This is a genomic window from Flavobacterium soyangense (genome assembly GCF_015277675.1).
Classification (GTDB): domain Bacteria; phylum Bacteroidota; class Bacteroidia; order Flavobacteriales; family Flavobacteriaceae; genus Flavobacterium; species Flavobacterium soyangense.
In genome coordinates this window covers 56,708-76,422 of sequence record NZ_JADHEC010000008.1, presented here as the reverse complement: position 1 = coordinate 76,422, position 19,715 = coordinate 56,708, and the positions used below count along the sequence as shown (strand labels likewise).

Annotated in this window: 10 protein-coding genes; 9 read left to right on the top strand and 1 reads right to left on the bottom strand. The window is 33.3% G+C overall.

Annotated features, from left to right (window positions below; all coding sequences use genetic code 11):
* Positions 1-30: 30 nt before the first annotated feature.
* Positions 31-2,817 (bottom strand): excinuclease ABC subunit UvrA, encoded by a 2,787-nt coding sequence (uvrA, locus tag IR213_RS05485; RefSeq protein ID WP_194311307.1) that lies wholly within the window; start codon positions 2,815-2,817, stop codon positions 31-33.
* A gap of 403 nt (positions 2,818-3,220) precedes the next feature.
* On the opposite strand from uvrA, the gene IR213_RS05480 reads away from it, so the two are divergent.
* From IR213_RS05480 to IR213_RS05440, 9 genes are all read left to right on the top strand, one after another.
* Complete coding sequence (locus tag IR213_RS05480; protein WP_194311306.1) at positions 3,221-4,534, top strand: carbohydrate binding domain-containing protein; 1,314 nt, start codon at positions 3,221-3,223, stop codon at positions 4,532-4,534.
* A gap of 113 nt (positions 4,535-4,647) precedes the next feature.
* Entirely contained in the window at positions 4,648-7,464 is a 2,817-nt protein-coding gene (locus IR213_RS05475) for a helix-turn-helix and ligand-binding sensor domain-containing protein (protein ID WP_194311305.1), read from the top strand.
* 362 nt (positions 7,465-7,826) lie between these two features.
* Positions 7,827-10,958 (top strand): glycoside hydrolase 5 family protein, encoded by a 3,132-nt coding sequence (locus IR213_RS05470; RefSeq protein ID WP_194311304.1) that lies wholly within the window; start codon positions 7,827-7,829, stop codon positions 10,956-10,958.
* A gap of 14 nt (positions 10,959-10,972) precedes the next feature.
* A complete protein-coding gene (locus IR213_RS05465; RefSeq protein ID WP_194311303.1) occupies positions 10,973-12,862 on the top strand; it encodes an Ig-like domain-containing protein in 1,890 nt (629 codons plus the stop codon).
* A gap of 13 nt (positions 12,863-12,875) precedes the next feature.
* Positions 12,876-13,712, top strand: a complete 837-nt coding sequence (locus IR213_RS05460) for a glycoside hydrolase family 16 protein (RefSeq protein ID WP_194311302.1) — start codon at positions 12,876-12,878, stop codon at positions 13,710-13,712.
* A 273-nt stretch (positions 13,713-13,985) separates the two neighbouring features.
* On the top strand, positions 13,986-15,443 hold the full coding sequence (locus tag IR213_RS05455; protein WP_194311301.1) for a glycoside hydrolase family 30 protein: 1,458 nt from the start codon (positions 13,986-13,988) through the stop codon (positions 15,441-15,443).
* A gap of 37 nt (positions 15,444-15,480) precedes the next feature.
* Complete coding sequence (locus IR213_RS05450; protein WP_228479099.1) at positions 15,481-17,835, top strand: MFS transporter; 2,355 nt, start codon at positions 15,481-15,483, stop codon at positions 17,833-17,835.
* Between the two features lie 12 nt (positions 17,836-17,847).
* Positions 17,848-18,771 (top strand): glycoside hydrolase family 17 protein, encoded by a 924-nt coding sequence (locus IR213_RS05445; protein WP_194311300.1) that lies wholly within the window; start codon positions 17,848-17,850, stop codon positions 18,769-18,771.
* On the top strand, positions 18,771-19,703 hold the full coding sequence (locus tag IR213_RS05440) for a glycoside hydrolase family 17 protein (RefSeq protein WP_194311299.1): 933 nt from the start codon (positions 18,771-18,773) through the stop codon (positions 19,701-19,703). Before IR213_RS05445 ends, IR213_RS05440 begins: the two co-directional genes overlap by 1 nt.
* The last annotated feature ends 12 nt before the right edge of the window (positions 19,704-19,715 follow it).

Here is a 19,715-nt window from a genome sequence, read left to right as displayed (position 1 = left end):
TGTAAAACGGATTATTGAACACTATAAAAATCATAATTTCTCCTTCAAATATTTACCAGTAATTGATTTTTTGTTTTTTATAATATCTTCGGGAGTTCCTTCGGCTAGCAATTGTCCTCCATTTTCGCCACCTTCTGGACCTAAATCTATAACCCAGTCGGCGCATTTTATTAAATCTAAATTGTGTTCGATTACCAATATCGAATGTCCTTTATCAATTAAAGCATCAAACGAAGCCAAGAGTTTTTTGATGTCGTGAAAATGTAATCCTGTTGTAGGTTCATCAAATACAAAAAGTGCTTTCTCTTTGGTAGCCCCTTTGACTAAGAACGAAGCCAGTTTAATACGTTGTGCTTCACCACCGGAAAGGGTAGATGAGGATTGCCCCAATTGGACATAGCCTAAACCAACATCTTGTAACGGTTGTAATTTTTGGATAATTTTATTTTGTTTGTTGGCGGTAAAAAAAGAAATAGAATCATCAACAGTCATCGTCAGTATGTCATGAATGTTCTTGCCGTCAAAAGTCACTTCCAGGACTTCTTTCTTGAATCGTTTACCGTTGCATGTTTCGCAATGCAATTGAACGTCTGCCATAAATACCATTTCAACATTGATAGTCCCTTCGCCTTTGCAGGTCTCGCAGCGACCGCCGTCCACATTAAACGAAAAATGTTTGGCTTGATATCCCCGAATTTTCGACAGTTTCTCTTTGGCAAACAATTCCCGAATATCATCATAGGCCTTGATATAAGTCACAGGATTCGAACGGGAACTTCGTCCAATCGGGTTTTGGTCTACGTATTCTATATGTTGAATTTTGTGATAATAACCACGCATTTCGGTAAATTGCCCGGCTTTTTCGCCAACACCATCCAGTTTTTTCTGCATCGCCGGAAATAAGATTTTCTTAACTAAGGTACTTTTTCCGCTTCCGGATACACCAGTAATTACCGTCAAACATTCCAAAGGGAATTTAACATCTATATTTTGTAAATTGTTTTCGCGTGCGCCAAGAATTTCAATATAATTGTTCCATTTCCGGCGAATTCGAGGCGTTTTAATTTCTAATTCACCATTCAAATATTTCGCTGTCAAGGAAGTCGACTTCAAGATTTCGTCAAAAGTTCCTTGAGCGACTAATTCGCCACCAAAAGTTCCGGCTTCTGGACCAATATCAATAATCATATCGGCAGCTTTCATAATGTCTTCATCATGTTCGACCACGATAACGGTGTTGCCTAAATCACGAAGCGAGAGCAAAACTTTGATTAATCTTTCAGTGTCTTTTGGGTGTAAACCAATGCTTGGTTCGTCGAGAATATACATCGAACCCACTAAACTGCTTCCGAGCGAAGTCGCCAAATTGATTCGTTGAGATTCGCCACCGGAAAGTGTAGCAGAGTTTCTGTTTAACGTCAAATAATCTAAACCAACTTCGGTCAAAAACGACAAACGGTTGTTGATTTCCAGTAATAATCGTTTGGCAATTTGCTTTTCGTATGAATCTAAATCAATATTATTAAAAAAAGTAACCAAATGTTTGATGGGCAAATCAACCAAATCCGATACGGTTTTTGAATTGATTTTTACGTAAGAAGCTTCGATTCTTAAACGTTTTCCTTTGCAGGAATGACATTTGGTTTTGCCACGATAACGCGAAAGCATAACCCGATTTTGGATTTTATAATTTTTGTCTTCCAATTCTTTGAAGAAAGCATTCAAACCCTGAAAATAGCTATTTCCTGTCCAAATCAACTCTTTTTGCGCTTCCGAAAGTCCGAAAAATGGTTTATGAATCGGGAAATCAAACTTGTAAGCATTGTTTACTAATTCATCCCGAAACCAGCCCATACTGTCGCCTCGCCAAGGAAAAATAGCATTTTCATATACGGATAAGGAAGTATTGGGAATTACTAATTCTTCGTCAATTCCTATGATATTTCCGTAGCCTTCGCAAACCGGACAAGCGCCATAAGGATTGTTAAAACTAAACAAATGGACATTGGGTTCCAAGAAAGTAATGCCGTCCAGTTCGAAATTATTACTATACGAATAGCGTTTGTGGGTATTTAATTCCTGCAGATGGCAAATCCCTTTTCCTTCATAAAAAGCAGTTTGAACCGCATCCGAAAGTCGATTATAGAATTCCTCTTCATCCTTGACCACGATTCGGTCAATAATCAGAAGAATATCTTTATTGTCCAAAGTGTGTCCGTCAATCTCATCCAAACGGATGGTTTCATTATTGACTAATATTCTGGAAAATCCTTGATTGAGCAAAGCTTTCAATTTGTCTTCCAAAGCTCTACCGTGTTCTAAATGAATAGGAGCAAGGAGCAGCCATTTACTGTCGATTCCAAAATTTTTCACGTCAATGATAACGTCCGAAACTGTATTTTTTTTGACTTGTTGTCCTGAAATTGGCGAAAAAGTTCTTCCAACACGAGCGAATAATAATTTAATATAATCGTAAATTTCAGTCGAAGTTCCCACCGTAGAACGGGCATTCGTTGTGTTTACTTTTTGTTCAATGGCGATTGCCGGCGCAATTCCCTTGATGTATTCCACTTTTGGTTTATCTAATCTACCTAAAAATTGCCGTGCATAAGAAGACAAGCTTTCCACATAACGACGTTGTCCTTCGGCATACAAAGTATCGAAAGCTAAGCTTGATTTTCCGGAACCCGAAAGTCCCGTAATCACCACTAATTTATTCCTTGGAATTGCGACATCCACATTCTTTAGATTGTGAACTTGTGCTCCTTTGATGATAATATTCTTCTTTGGATCTAATGTAGAAAGGTCAATTTGCATTTGAAAACCGATTTTTTACAAAAGTAATCAATTTTAAAATGAGAATTGGTATTGAAGGAATCGCAAATTTCTATTTTGGAAGTTGTTTTTGAATTTTTAAATTAATGTTTTTTTATGTTTTTTTATATGAAAACATTAATTTAAACCTGTTTTTTTTATATTATTTATTTTAAAGCGTTCTGTAATTTGTAAAAAAATATTTTTTCAACTCAACATTACCACAACAATACATAATTTATGATTGAGTATTTGACGTGTAATTTACTGCTAAAATCCCTATAATTGCTGTCATTTCAAACGATATCGTGTAATATTTTTTTGTATAGTTTATATATAGTTAATTTTATTAATTTTTCAAGAAGTGTTTTTTATATTTGAATATTAACTTAAAATAAAAAAAATTATGAAAAAAATTACGATTTTTATTGCACTAATGATTACTTCATTAGGTTTTGCGCAAAACTTAATCACCAATGGAGATTTTGCAAACGGCACCACTGATTGGACATTTGGCCCTCCTGGTGTAGTCCTTGATGGAGAAGCTTATTACAGCACTGCAAATGCAGGAGGAAATCCTTGGGATACAGAGCTGAAACAGACAGGAAAGACATTTATAGGGGGCAATACATACACTCTTACTTTTAGAGCTCGTGCAGCGGCAAACAGAAACATATCCGTTAACATTCAAAATACAGGTATTTGGAATGATCAGTTTAGAAATAATGCTGTTGCCCTTACTACTACTATGACAGATTATTCGTATACTTTTGTTGCCACATCTACTAATAGTAATGCCCAGCTTAATTTCCATATGGCTAATATGGGGACAAATACAACAGCGGCTGTCTATATTGACGATGTTACGTTAGTATCTACAACTATTACTACCTGTAATAATGGTATTAAAGACGGTGATGAAACTGGAGTTGATTGTGGAGGTTCATGTGCTCCTTGTCCACCACCACCTGCAACACCTCCATCAGTTGCCGCGCCAACCCCGCCTAATAGAAATCCTAGTGATGTAATTTCTCTTTATAGTGGTGCTTATACTAACGTTGCTAGTAATTTTGATGCTGGCTGGTGTGGAGGTAGTTCTGTGCAAGAAGTTACAATTGCAAGTAATCCAACTATGGCTTTTAAAAGTAATAATTGTCAAGGTATAGTATTGGATTCTGGAATAGATGCTTCATCATTTACTAAACTACACGTTGATGTTTATATTGAAGCTGGAACGGATTTAACTTCTTCTGTTTTTAATTTGAAATTTGTACAGCAACCTGGTGGGGCGGCATTAGAAATTAATCTTAATGTTGCTTCAACTCCTGCTTTAGTCGCTGGAAGTTGGCTGCAAATTGATGTTCCAGTAAACTTAACTGCTTTTACTGGTTTTAAAGAGTTTGGGATCACGTCTAATCTTAATAACAAACTTTGGTATGATAATTTATATGCATACAAAGGAACTGCACTAGGAACAAATAAATTTCAAACTTCAAGTGTAAAAATGTATCCTAATCCTGTTAAAAATACCTTGACTATTGATGCAAACAGTAGCATTAATAAAGTATCGGTATACAATATATTAGGACAAGAAGTTATGAAAGCAAGTCCAAAAAGCAACTCTGTTACTTTGCAAACAAATGAACTTCAAAAAGGAGTTTATATGGTAACAACAGAAATTGATGGAAAAGTGAGTACTTCAAAGGTTATAAAAGAATAGTTTTTAGATTAAATAGATTTTTTGTAAAGCACGCTTTGAAAAAAGCGTGCTTTTTTTTTAATAGTTATCTATATATTTATATATTTATATCGTTGTAATAACCTTGGTTTCCTATGCAAATAAATAAACTTACAAAATATTTTTTTTATACCCTGATGCTTAATTTTTTATTGAGTTACTCCCAGGAATTACCGCCAATAATCAAGTATACTCCAGCAAATTATGAAGCCGGAAATCAAAACTGGATGATTTCGCAGGATAAAAACCATTACCTCTACTTTGCAAATAATGAAGGACTTTTAGAATTCAATGGTTCCAGTTGGTTGTTATATCCTTCGCCTAACGAAACAGTAATTCGTTCCGTAAAAGTCATTAATGATAAGATTTATACAGGTAGTTACATGGAATTTGGTTTTTGGAAAAGACAAGATAATGGCCAGCTTAAATATACTTCCTTAAGTAAAACTATAAAGAGTAAAATTCTCAATGATGAAAATTTTTGGAATATAATAAATTTTGATCAATGGGTTATTTTTCAGTCCTTAAACAGGATTTACATATATGATTCCCAAACTGGTAGTTTTAAAATTATTTCTTCAAAAAGCGGTATTACAAAATCTTATAGAACAAATAATTCTATCTATTTTCAATCTTTAAATGAAGGACTTTATGAAATTGAAAGCGGAAAGAGTAAATTAGTTTCGGATTCTGAGATTCTAAAAAAGTATAGAATTGTTAACGTATTTACACTTAATGATGGGCTTTTGATACAGACAGAATTTAATGGATTTTATAAATTAGTAGATAATATTTTGTCTAAATATACTACAGAAGCTGATTCAGAATTAGCCACTACCAGAATTTATAGCAGCCAGAGGCTTTCAAACGGAAATTTTGCAATAGGGACAGTTTCAAACGGTATTTTTATTTTAACAGAAGAAGGTAAAGTTATATATAACCTTACACAAATTAAGGGGCTGACTGATAATACTGCTTTATCATTATTTGAAGATTTGGATAAAAATATTTGGGTGGGATCTGATAATGGAATTAATTGTATTAATCTTCTAGCACCGATTCATAGTTATACAGATAACACAGGGGTTTTAGGAACTGTTTATGCTTCTAAATTGTATCACGGAAATCTTTACATAGGAACAAATCACGGATTATTTTACAGGAATTATAACAGCAATGGAGAATTTAAATTAATAAGCGGAACAAAAGGTCAGGTTTGGTCTTTATTTGAATATGACGGAACATTGTTTTGTGGTCATGATTCAGGAACTTTTATTATTGAAGAAAATTCAGCTAAAAATATTTTTTCAATGTCAGGAACTTGGAAATTTGTGCCCGTTCCGAATCAGAAATCACTTTTACTTCAAGGAAATTATTATGGAATTTCTGTTTTGACAAAAATAAATAATCAATGGGTTTTTAGAAATAAAATTAAAGGTTTTGATTACTCTACACGATATTTTGAAATTGATGATGAGTTCGAAGTATATGTAAGCCATGAAAGTCAGGGTGTTTTTAGATTACAATTAGATAATAATTTGCTTAAAACGAGCACATTTACTTCTTATCCTTCTCCAAAAAAAGGAAGAAACTCAAGTTTAGTTAAGTTTAATAATACCATCTATTATGCCTATAAAGATGGAGTCTTTAAATTAAATATAAAGACAAAACAATTTGAAAAAGATAAAGTATTAAGTTCTGTTTTTGATAAAGATGAATATTCTTCAGGGAAAATGATTGTTGATAATTCCAATAGGATTTGGTTCTTTTTTAAAAACCATATTTATAATTTTTCTACCAGTAAATTGAGTAATCAACTCAAACAGAATGTTATCCCTATTCCGGCTTCATCTTTAAATGCTATGTTGGGCTATGAAAATATCACACAAATTGGAACTTCAGAATATTTAATTGGCATCGCAGATGGCTATTTAATATTGAATTTAAACAATTTAATTTACAATAATCATATAGTATACATTACCGCAATTACATCAAATAAACTGAATGGTAGTTTTATAAATAACTCAATTCAAAAAGAAGGTAATTTTAAATATAATGAAAACAATATAGCTTTTAGTTACACCGTACCAGAATATAATAAATATATTAAAGCAGAATATCAGTATTCGTTAGAAGGATTTCAGGATGAATGGAGCCCATGGAGTGTAAAATCCTCAGTAAATTTTAAAAATCTTTCTTCTGGAGATTATGTTTTTAAGGTAAGAGCAAAATTTGCTAATTCTTATATTGGAAATACTGCCGTATATTCTTTTACAATTCTTAAGCCTTTTTATGCAACAAACTTTGCTGTTTTTGTCTATATGATTTTATTGCTGTTTATGTCTTATTATATACATAAAGCATACAAAAACTATTATCATAAACAGAGAGAGAAATTAATTGAAGAAAACAATCGATTACTTGAGATTAAAGAACTCGAAATGGAGCAGCAACTTATGAAGTTAGAAAATGAACAACTTTCTCAAGATGTATATGCTAAAAATCACGAGTTGGCCGTTAGTTCTATGAGTTTAAATAGTAAGAATGAGTTATTGGCTTTTATACAAGAAGACCTGAAGAAAACTTATGAAAACGGTACATCAAAAATCAAATCTGTTATAAAGACAATAAATAAAAATATTTCAGAGGAAGATTCTTGGAAAGTTTTTAAAGAAGCTTTTGACAGCGCGGATAAAGATTTTTTAAAAAAAATAAAACAAGCTCATTCAACATTAACACCGAATGATTTAAGACTATGTGCTTACTTGAGACTCAATCTTTCTTCAAAAGAAGTAGCTCCTTTGCTCAATATTTCTGTAAGAAGTGTAGAAATAAAAAGATATCGTTTGCGTAAAAAAATGGATTTGTTGCATGAACAGGGTTTAGTAGAGTATATTTTGTCTGTATAGCTTGATAACTTCGATGTTTTTCGAAGTGTTAATAACTATACAATACCACAACATTAACGTTTTTTGTTTCTTGTTTTTTATTTTTTTGGCTGTAATCATTAGTAAATCATTAACAAACACTTTGTTTTTTAAAGGATCTTTGATAAAACCTCCTTTTTTTGCATTGTATGCTTTTTGTTGTGGTTGTTTTTGTCAAATTATTAGTTGTTTCAGATATATTTACCTTCTGATTTAACTTAAATAAATATTTTCAATACGCGCTACAAACAATTTTTGATATTAATATTTTTATGTTGTTTTTGAAACAGCACTATTTTAGCCCTCATTATAATTTTATATAACTTTTAAACCATGCATTCATTATGAAAAAAATTATTGTTTTACTGATCTTTTTGAGTTCTTCAGTGGCGATTTATTCCCAAACTAATAAAATACAAATTGACAAAGATACTGATGGGATAAAGCTTAAAGTAAATGGTCAAGATTTCATCATTAATGGGATGAACTGGGATTATTCGCCAATTGGAACAAATTTCAACTATAGCTTATGGAAACAGCCTGATAATATTATTAAGGGTGCTTTAGATGATGAAATGCCACTTTTAAAGAATATGGGTGTAAATACAATACGAGTATATACAGGTATTCCAAAAAAATGGATTGAATATATTTATACTAATTATGGTATTTACACTATGCTCAATCATACATTTGGTCGTTATGGTTTGACTTTAAATGGAGCTTGGGTAGTTAATACTGAATATTCTGACGCTAACACCCGTCAATTACTTTTAAAAGAAGTAAAAGAATTGGCCTCAACCTATAAAGACACTAAAGGGTTACTTTTGTTTTTACTGGGTAATGAAAACAATTATGGTTTGTTTTGGGATGGAGCAGAAACGGAAGATATTCCCGTAAAAGACAGAAAATCTACTGCACGAGCCCAGTATTTGTACAAGTTATTTAATGAAGCCGCTTTGGCTATGAAGGCTATTGATAATTCACATCCAATTGCGATTTGTAACGGTGATTTACTTTTCCTTGATTTAATTAAGGTAGATTGCCCGGATGTAGATATTTTAGGCGTAAATGCTTATCGTGGAATTTCATTTGGAGATATTTTTGAAAGAGTTAAAAAAGAATATGGTAAGCCTATGTTCTTCTCAGAATTTGGATCAGATGCTTTTAATGCGGTTACAAGTGAAGAAGCTCAAAATGATCAAGCATCTATTTTAAAAAGCAACTGGAAAGAAATTTATGAAAATGCTGCAGGTGTTGGTAAAAGTGGGAATTGTTTGGGTGGATTTACTTTTCAATTTAGTGATGGCTGGTGGAAATATGAGCAAACAAAATATTTAGACGTTCACGATACGAATGCTTCTTGGTCCAATGGCGGTTATAGTTTTGACTATGTAAAAGGTGAAAACAATATGAATGAAGAATGGTTTGGGATTTGCGCAAAAGGGCCAACTGATGTAAATGGAATGTATCAATTATATCCTCGATCAGCATACTACGTTTTACAGGAAGTTCATCAGCTTAATCCATATACCAATGGAAAATCATTGAATGAAATAGAAAATCATTTTGACAAAATTCAAATCATAGGAGCAACTCTAAAGGCTAGGGGAGATAAAGCCGCATTAGAGAGTCAAAAAAGCGGTAAAATAAGATTTTCGAGATTATCGGCTGAATTTACTACTTTCAGCACAGGAGGTAATTTAATTACAACCCCTAAAGAAGCTGTTACGAATGGTACGACTTATCCAAACAAACTAGGTTTTGATAATATGCAATCTTTTTTTGTAGGTGTAGAAGGAAATCCAACATCAAATATGACTGCAAATGTTGAATTCAATATTTTAGGAAATGTAGCACTTAATCCAATTGATGAAATATTTTATGAAAACAGAGGACGTCCAGTAACTGTAAGTGGTCCTGATGGGAATGTAACTTTAGAAGATAATAATCGTGTTCAATTATATAAAGCAAGTTACAAATGGGACGAAAAATTATTTAAATTAGATGGTTTTTATCGTACGGGTCATTATCATTGGGGTTACGAAGGTGATTTCTTTGGCTTATATCCAGAAGCCAATTATGGTCCTAACATAGATATTTATCAAGGCAAAGCTCCTTATGGATTTGAAATTGAGGGAAAGAAATTGTTTAAAGGATTTAAGTTGGCTATGGGGCCGGAACTTTGGTGGGGTGCCAATCCAGCTGTTTTACTTAAATATTCTAATACAATAGGAAAATTTAATTTTACAGGTATTTTTCATGAAGATTTAACCCAACGAACTACTACCCAATCATCTTATGCAATTCCTCAACCCAAAACAAGAAGATTTACATTGCATTTAAATAGAAAATTTGGTAATTTAGGTTTTGATATAGGAGGTATTTGGGCTGGACAACCACTTCAAGGAAGAGATTATCAAGTTGTAAGGGGTGAAGGAGCAAATCAGCAAGTTTATATCAATCAAATTGAAACCAAAGATAACTTAGGTGGAAAAATCAAAATTACCTATACTGGGGGAAAAATTAATTGGTATGCGCAAGCAGCTGCCCAAGGTTTAGTTGCAGGTGGTGGTACGGATCTTACTCAAACTTTTACAGGTTGGAGACTTAAAGATAGTGGAAGCGGCAATCAATACAATTTTTTAACTGGTTTAACTTACACTTTAGGTAAATTACAAATAGCACCTAATTTTTTATGGCAAAAGCCATTAGAAGGTCCAATATCAACTAGTGTTCCTGCTCCAGGAAGACCAAGAAATATATTAGATGACCCATTTGTCGTTAGAGCCAATAGAGAGCAGGTTGCAAGTGAAATATTATTTACTTATGACCCCACTCCTGGTACCTGGTTGTATGATTGGGAAAATGACCGTTCAGAAGACTCTAAGTTTGCTGTAAGTGCTGGATTCGTATTTCGTCATTTGCCTACCTCACAAGATGCAGCTATAGGTTTCTTAGCTAACAGAACCACTTTTGCTTTTAATGGAGCGCCTCCAGCTAAAGATTTATGGGAAACTAATGCAAGAATTGTATCGAAAATTTCGCCTGATTTTGGTTTCATAACTACAATTTACGGTGGCCCTGCCCAGGCTAATGGTAGCGATGGAAGAACTATTAATCGCTTTGGAATCGATTTAAAAATGATTTATAAAAAAGTGAAATTAACTTCATTTGTAAAAGTAAACGATTGGGGGCCATATGATTACCATAAGGATTTTAATTTAACTTATCCTTTACAGTTAATGGCTGATCTTTCTTTTGGAATTGGAAAACGCGATTGGTTTATACTTCCAAATACTAGTATTGGTATTCGTGGAACTTGGCGTTCACTTGATCAATATTCACCGCGATATAACCCAACTCAAACCTTAGACAGCACAGGAAATTTGATTCCTGATCCAACAGCATTAGGATTTTCTAATGGACAAGAATGGGAAATTAGAACCTACGTACTTATAAACATTGGTAATTAATAAAAATAATAGATATGAAAACATACTCAATTTATAGTTCAAAAAAAATAGGCTTTGCTATTATGAGTTTACTACTCATTTTAGGATGTCAGAATGACTTTTCTGATTTACAAGAAGCTAAATATTCTGTTAACCCGGATGTTTTTATTGACACCTTTAGTCCAGGTTTAAATTTTGCGGCTTTTGGTGGTACAGTTGTTACTGGTTTTCAAGTAGATGGTAATGTCTCGTATAATAAATCTCCAGCTTCGATGCGTTTTGATGTTCCAAATGTTAATGATCCTGAAGGAGCTTATGTTGGTGGATCGTATTTCACTTCAGTTGGAAGAGATTTGTCAGGTTATGATGCTTTAACATTTTGGGCAAAATCTTCCCAATCATCAACAATTGATGTTATTGGTTTTGGAAATGATTTTGGAGCAAATAAGTATCAAGCTTCTATTTCTGGTTTAGCTTTAAGCACTGTATGGAAAAAATACATTATTCCAATTCCAGATCCTTCAAAATTGAAAATAGAAAAAGGAATGTTGTTTTTATCAGAAGGTCCAGAAAATGGTAAAGGTTATACCTTTTGGTTGGATGAGGTTAAATTCGAAAAATTAGGGACAGTTTCTCATGGACAAAGTTCCATTTTAAATGGTACAGATAAAGTGGAAACTTCTTTTATTGGGGTAACTAAAACTATTGATGGTTTAATTTCTACGTTTAATTTGCCAAATGGAGTTAATCAATCTGTAAATGTAACACCGGCTTATTTTGTTTTCACTTCTTCTAATCCTGCTGTTGCTACAGTTGATGAGCTAGGAAAAGTAACTACCATTGGATCTGGAACTGCAGTTATCACCGCTAAACTAGGTGATGTTTTGGCAAAAGGGTCATTAACAATTAATTCTGCGGGTACATTTGTAAACGCTCCTACACCAACTCAAGATGCCTCAAAAGTAATTTCTATTTATACCGAAAAATATCCAAATGTTCCGGTTGATTATTACAACGGATATTGGGCTCCTTATCAAACTACAAAATCAGCTGATTTTACAGTTAATGGAGACAATGTATTAAATTATACAAATTTCAATTTTGTTGGAATTCAATTTAGTGCACCAACAGTTGATGCTTCGGTCACTTCCCATTTGCATATTGATATTTTTATGCCAAATGCAATAGCTGCGGGTTCAAGCTTTAAAGTTCAATTGGTAGATTTCGGAGCAGACGGTGTTGCCGGAGGCAGTGATGATAAAAGTTCTACTGTTACTTTTGCTAGTCCCACTTTAGTTACAAAAAGTTGGATAGGATTAAATATTCCATTATCTAATTTTTCAGGATTGACAAGTAAAACTCACATAGGTCAAATAATTTTTGAAGGTACAAATATTACAAACTTTTATGCTGATAATATTTATTTCTATAACGACGGCAGCATAATTCCTTCAGTTCCTACAACTGTGGCACCAACACCAACCGCCCTTTCCGCTAATGTGCTCTCAGTTTTCAGCGATGCCTATACAAATGTTGCAGGAACAGATTTGAATCCAAGTTGGGGGCAAGCTACTGTTGCTTCTCAAGTTCTTATTGCTGGAAATAATACACTAAAATATTCAGGACTCAATTACCAAGGAATAGTACTTGGAAGTGCTCAAAATGTAACTTCTAAAACCTATTTACATTTAGATTATTATACTTCAAACTCTACCAGTTTAAAAGTATATCTAATAAGTCCGGGACCGGTTGAAAAACCATATGTTTTAACAGTTCCTACTGGTCCTTCTCCATCAGTTAACGGATGGAGAAGTATTGATATCCCATTAACAGCTTTTTCTCCTGTTAATTTAAGTAATATCATCCAATTAAAATTTGATGGAAATGGCAATATCTATCTCGATAATATTTATTTCCGTAATTAATAAAATATAAAATATGAAAAATTATTTGTTGAATAAAAGATATGCCCTTCTTGTTACTTTGGTATTTGTTCTGATGCTATCAATGGTTAGCTGTAATCCTGAAGCCGTTCAAAAAGTAGAACAACGCAATTGGCAATTAACTTGGAGTGATGATTTTGAAGGAGCAGCTGGGGTTTTACCGGATGCAACTAAATGGACCTTTGATATAGGAAATGGAGGTTGGGGTAATCAAGAATTACAATATTATACTAATCGTCCTGAAAATGTTTCTTTGGATGGAACTGGAAATTTAGTAATTACTGCTAAAAGTGAAAGTTTTGGCGGATCATCGTTTAGTTCTGCCAGAATCAAAACAGAAGGTTTGTTTACACAAGCATATGGACGTTTCGAAGCCAGAATAAAAACACCATATGGACCAGGAATATGGCCAGCTTTTTGGATGTTAGGAGCTAATAATCAAACTGCTGTTTGGCCTCAAATTGGCGAAATTGACATAATGGAACTTAAAGGTCACCAACCTAATATTAATCATGGTTCACTCCATGGACCTGGTTACTCGGGTGGAAATGCAATAACTGATATTTATGCCTTATTAAACGATCGTTTTGATAACGACTATCACATTTTTGCCGTGGAATGGGATGCCGATAAGATTGATTTTTTTGTTGATAACTATTTATATGAAAGAGTTAAAAAGAGCGATGTAAATAGCAAAGGAGAATGGGTATTTGACCATCCATTTTATTTAATTTTAAATATTGCTGTTGGTGGAAACTTTGTTGGATTTCCAACCGCTCAAACGCCTTTTCCACAAAAAATGATGATTGATTATGTTAAAGTATATCAATAGTTAAAATTAAAGAGTTGAATTGTAATTAAAAAAGGCTCTACTTTTTATAGATAAATTTAGTATTGTTTTTTTTATTTTTTGAGTTATTCACTAAATAATTATTTCCACTAAGATAAGGTGATATGATCATGTTTAGTTGTGAAGCAAGACTTAAAATCAAAGAAAGTAACATTAGGCTTATATTAAAACTACTTCTTCATTCATTAATAATTAGTAATGGAAAAATTAAAATTTCGTATAAATCATTATAAATTTTTGGTAATAACTTTTATTATGGCATTTTCGTTAAATAGTTGTAAAGCAACAAAAGAATTGAAAACTGAAGTTTATGAAACTTCTGCCAAAGGAAATTCATTAAAAAAAATCACTGAATTTTCAAAAAGTGAAAACCCTGTGGTAATTACTTTAAATCAAGAAGAAAAATTTCAAACCATAACAGGATTTGGAGGTTCTTTTACAGAATCTTCTGCTTATTTGTTAAATAAATTAAGCGCTACAAATCGTAAAAAAATCATGGATGCTTATTTTAGTGAAGAAGGAGCGAACTATTCATTAACCCGTACCCATATTAATTCTTGTGATTTTTCATTGAAACAATATGCCTATGCAATACAAGATGGCGATAAAAATTTAGACCATTTTTCGATTGAAGAAGATAAAAAAAACAATCTTATCCCAATGATATTGGAAGCAAAATCGATTTCAAAAGAAGGATTTAAAATCATTGCTTCGCCTTGGACTGCGCCGCCATGGATGAAAGACAATAAAAAATGGATAGGCGGAAAATTATTACCTGAATATAACGATACATGGGCTTTGTATTATTCTAAATATATTGATGCATACAAGAATGAAGGTATTGATATTTGGGGGCTTACTGTAATAAATGAGCCTAATGGCAACGGAAATAACTGGGAAAGCATGCTTTTTTCTCCAGAAGAAATGACGAATTTTGTTCAAAATCATTTAGGGCCAACCCTAGAGGCCAATGGTAAATTCAATGTCAAAATATTAGGGTACGATCAAAACAGAGGTGGCTTAAAAGAATGGGTAGACGCTATGTATAAAGATGAAAAAACGTCAAAATACTATTCTGGGACAGCTATTCATTGGTATGAAAGCACTTATGATTTTTTACCGGACGCTTTACAATATGCTCACAATAAATCGCCAAATAAATATTTAATTCAAACAGAAGCTTGTGTGGATTCTGAAGTTCCACATTGGAATGACAATGCTTGGTATTGGAGTAAAGAGGCCACTGATTGGGGTTGGGATTGGGCACCTGAAAAAGATAAATATTTGCACCCAAAATATGCACCAGTGAATCGCTATGCTACTGATATTATTGGATGTTTGAATAATTGGGTAGATGGTTGGATAGATTGGAATATGGTTCTGGACAAGCAGGGTGGACCAAATTGGTTTAAAAATTGGTGTACGGCACCTGTAATTGTAGATCCTGAAAAGGATGAAGTCTATTTTACACCTTTGTATTATGTTATGGAGCATTTTAGCAAATTCATGCGACCAGGAGCTATAAAAATTGGATGTAAAATAAGCAATGATAACTTGATGGCTACAGCTGTAAAAAATCCTGACGGTACAATTGCAATAGCTGTTTTTAACCCAACAGAAGATGCTCACACAATTGAAATAAATCTCAATAACATAAAAAAAAGCATTTCCATTAGTGCTAAAGCATTGCAAACCGTAATTATTAAACCTTGATAATAGAAAAAAATTTATAACTAAAACCACTTATAATATGTCAAATCAGAATTCTAACCCAAAAGGATTGGTTCCAATGGGTCAAAAAATAGCCTTTGGATTAGGAATGTTAGCGAACCAAATGTTTCCTGCAGCTTTAGGTATTTTTATGGTTGTTTTGGTACAAGATTTAAAATTTCCAGCTTGGATGTGGGGCATTTTATTTTTCTTACCTAGGATTTTTGATGCTTTCGTTGATCCAATTATGGGTTTCATTTCAGACAATACGAGGTCTAAATGGGGAAGGCGAAGACATTATGTGTTTTTAGGAGCTATTATAATGGGGGTTTCATTTGTTGTAATGTGGCAATTGTATAGAGAAAGTGGTGTAGAATATAATTTTATATACTTTCTTTTGTGGTCGTTCGTGTTTTATTTGGGGCTCTCTATTTTTAGCGTTCCTTATGTAGCTATGGGCTATGAAATGAGCGATGATTTTCACGAACGCACAAGTATCATGGCAATATCACAATGGATTGGGCAATGGGCTTGGGTAATAGCACCTTGGTTTTGGGTTGTTATGTATGACCCTAAATGGTTTCCTAATGCCGATACAGCAACAAGAACATTGGCTGTTTGGGTAGGAATTTCTTGTATGCTATTAGCGATGATTCCTGCAATTTTTATTAAAAGTAAATCTACTAAAGATGAAGAGAATTTTTCGCCATTAACATTTAGAACAATTGGAGGTAGTTTGAAGGAAATTTTCGAAAGTTTCAAAGAGGCTTTTAGAAACGGTCCCTTCACAAAGCTTTGTATCGCTACTTTTTTAATCTTTAATGCTTTTAATACCGTTGCTGGTTTTACTTTTTTTATTGTTGTGTATTACCTTTTTAATGGAAATACAGAGGCTGCGGGTATTTGGCCTACACTTTTTGGAAGTATAGGTGCTTTGGCTACTACTTTTGTTGTAATTCCAATTGTTGCTAGCTTGTCCAGAAAAATGGGCAAAAAGAATGCTTTTTTAGCTTCTCAAGGAATATCTGTTTTTGGATATATATTGCTTTGGTTTCTTTTCATTCCTGGTAAACCCTATATGTTTATCTTCGCTTTACCTTTCTTTTCTTTTGGTATCGGAAGTTTGTTTACTTTAATGATGTCAATGACAGCAGATGTTTGCGATATGGATGAGTTGACTTCAGGTAAACGAAGAGAAGGAATCTTTGGTGCCATATATTGGTGGATGGTAAAATTTGGTTTTGCCATCGCAGGATTATTAACAGGAGTTATTATGTCAACAGTTGGTTTTGATACTAGTTCAGCAACTCAGACTGAGGGTGCAATTACCGGTTTAAGACTTTTCTTCTCAGGAGTCCCGATTTTAGGGACATTGATAGCGATGTGGGTAATGAGGAATTATGACTTGACAGAAGAAAAAGCCAGAGAAATAAAAAAAGAATTAGATGCGAGAAAAAGACCGGTAAAAAAACAATCTTCGGCCTATCTTTCTGGAAAACTACTTTCTTTAGAAAAAAGTGGAAGCTCTTTAGACACCATAATAGGGGTAGATTTAAGTTCTAAAACAGAAAAACAAATTAGAACACAGTTTTCAGAAATTTTAAATAATGGTTTGCATGGTTTATGCTTTAGTCCTTATGTTGAAGGACAGGAAACCGGCGATATTTTATCAGAAAATCAAATTCGTAGAAGACTAGAAATAATTACGCCACATGCCAAATGGATTAGATCCTTCTCATGTACAGAAGGAAATGAATTGATACCAGAAATAGCACACAAAAAAGGATTGAAAACTTTAGTAGGAGCCTGGATAAGTGACGATAGAGAAAAAAATGAAAAAGAAATCCAGTCGCTTATTGCATTGGCTAAAGCAGGTTTAGTAAATATTGCTGCCGTAGGAAATGAGGTGTTACATCGTGAAGAAATTTCAGAGCAAGAGCTATTAGGATATATTAAAAGAGTAAGGGAAGCATTGCCAGCTTCTATTTCTGTGGGATATGTAGATGCCTATTATCAGTTCCTGGATAAACCTGCTCTAGTAGACACTTGTGATGTTATATTAGTAAACTGTTATCCTTTTTGGGAAGGAGCAGATAATAAGTATGCAGTATCTTATTTAGATGGAATGGTTGAATTAACACAACAGATTGCTAAAGGTAAAAAAATAATTATAACAGAAACGGGTTGGCCAAGTTTAGGAGAAAATGTAGAAGCGGCAGAACCTTCCAAATTAAATGCCATGAAATACTTTATTTCTGTTCAGGAATGGACTAAAAATGAAAACATTGATCTATTCTATTTTTCATCATTTGATGAATCCTGGAAAGTAAAACAAGAAGGAGAAGTTGGCGCAGGATGGGGTATTTGGGATAAATACGAAAAATTGAAATTTTAAAAATTAGGAATCATGTCATATAGTAGAAAAGAAGATTCGCTTTATCAAATCAAGTATGATAATGTTAATGAGATTAATTATAATGGGATTAATTATTCAAATAAATCACCAAAAGAATTAATAAACCTTTTTGGTGAAGTTTTAAAAAAAGGAATGCATGGACTTTGTTTTAGCCTTTATGAAGACGGACAAAAACCAGGCGACATTATAACCGAGGAACAAGTGCGACGAAGAATGAAAATAATTGCTCCTTATACTAAATGGGTACGGTCATTTTCATGCACTGAAGGCAATGAGTTTATACCAATTATTGCAAAAGAATATGGCATTAAAACATTAGTAGGGGCTTGGTTAGGTGATGATCCGGAAATCAATGAAAAAGAAATTGAAGGACTCATAAAACTTTCTAACGAAGGCTTTGTAGATATCGCCGCCGTTGGAAACGAGGTTATGTATAGAAAAGATTTAACCGAAGACGAACTTCTGGAATTTATCGGCAGGGTAAAAAAAGCCATTCCGGATACTATTCCTGTAAGTTATGTCGATGCGTATTACGAGTTTACTATTAAACCAAGAATTACAGAAGCTTGCGATCTTATTTTAACCAATTGCTATCCATTTTGGGAAGGCTGCAACCTCGAATATTCATTAGGACATATGAAGCAAATGTACCATCAGGCCTTAGAGGCAGGAAATGGTAAAAAAGTAATTATAACCGAAACAGGATGGCCCAGTAAAGGCGAAAGTTTTAAAGACTCACATCCTTCCAAAGAAAATGCAATAAAATATTTTATAAATACCCAACTTTGGTCTCAACAGGAAGATATAGATATTTTCTATTTCTCTTCATTTGATGAATCCTGGAAAGTAGGAGCAGAGGGTGAAGTAGGAGCTTATTGGGGTATTTGGGATAAAAATGAAAAATTAAAATATTAATGAATAGTTTTAAAGCATTAAATTTATCTCCAGGAAGAGCAATATGTTATTCTGGTTTTCGTGAAGGTCAGCAGCCTGGAGGTATATGCCCAAGTTATGAAGAGGTTAAAGAAGATTTATTGATACTTAAAAGTCACTGGAAATACCTTCGTTTATACGATTGTGATGTACATGCTGAAACCGTTTTAAAAGTAATTGAACAAGAAAAACTGCCTTTTCAAGTAATGCTTGGTGCTTATATTGTGGCCGAAATGAATAATTTTGGCTGTCCTTGGGGTGGTGGCGTATATACTGAAAAAGAACTGGACGAAAACCACATTAAAAACCGAAACCAAATTCAAAAACTCATTGATTTAGCCAATCAATATCCAACAATAATATGCACTTTATCAGCAGGAAATGAAGCTTGTGTCGATTGGACAGACCATTATGTATCAGTTTCTAGTGTCATAGAATACGTGAACAGTATTAAAAAAGAAGCGAAACAACCTGTTACTTTTTGCGAAAATTATGTGCCTTGGTTAAGCAAACTCAAACCTCTAGTAGATGTGGTTGATTTTATTTCGATTCATACTTACCCGGTTTGGGAATATAAGAATATACACGAAGCATTAGATTATACCAAAGAAAATTACTTTGCGGTTGCCAATATGTATCCTGATAAACCGGTAGTAATTACGGAAGCAGGTTGGGCAACCAATTCTAACGGCAGAGGAATAGAAGCACATAATGTTAGTGAAGATAATCAAGAAATTTATTATCAAGATTTAGTCAATTGGACAGATTCTGATGGTATTCTAACCTTTGTATTCGAAGCATTTGATGAATCTTGGAAAGGGTCTAATGAACCTTTAGAACCCGAAAAACATTGGGGGCTTTTTAAAATTGATAGAACCCCAAAATTAGCTATGGACCGACAAAAAATTTTATAATAAATAATTTAA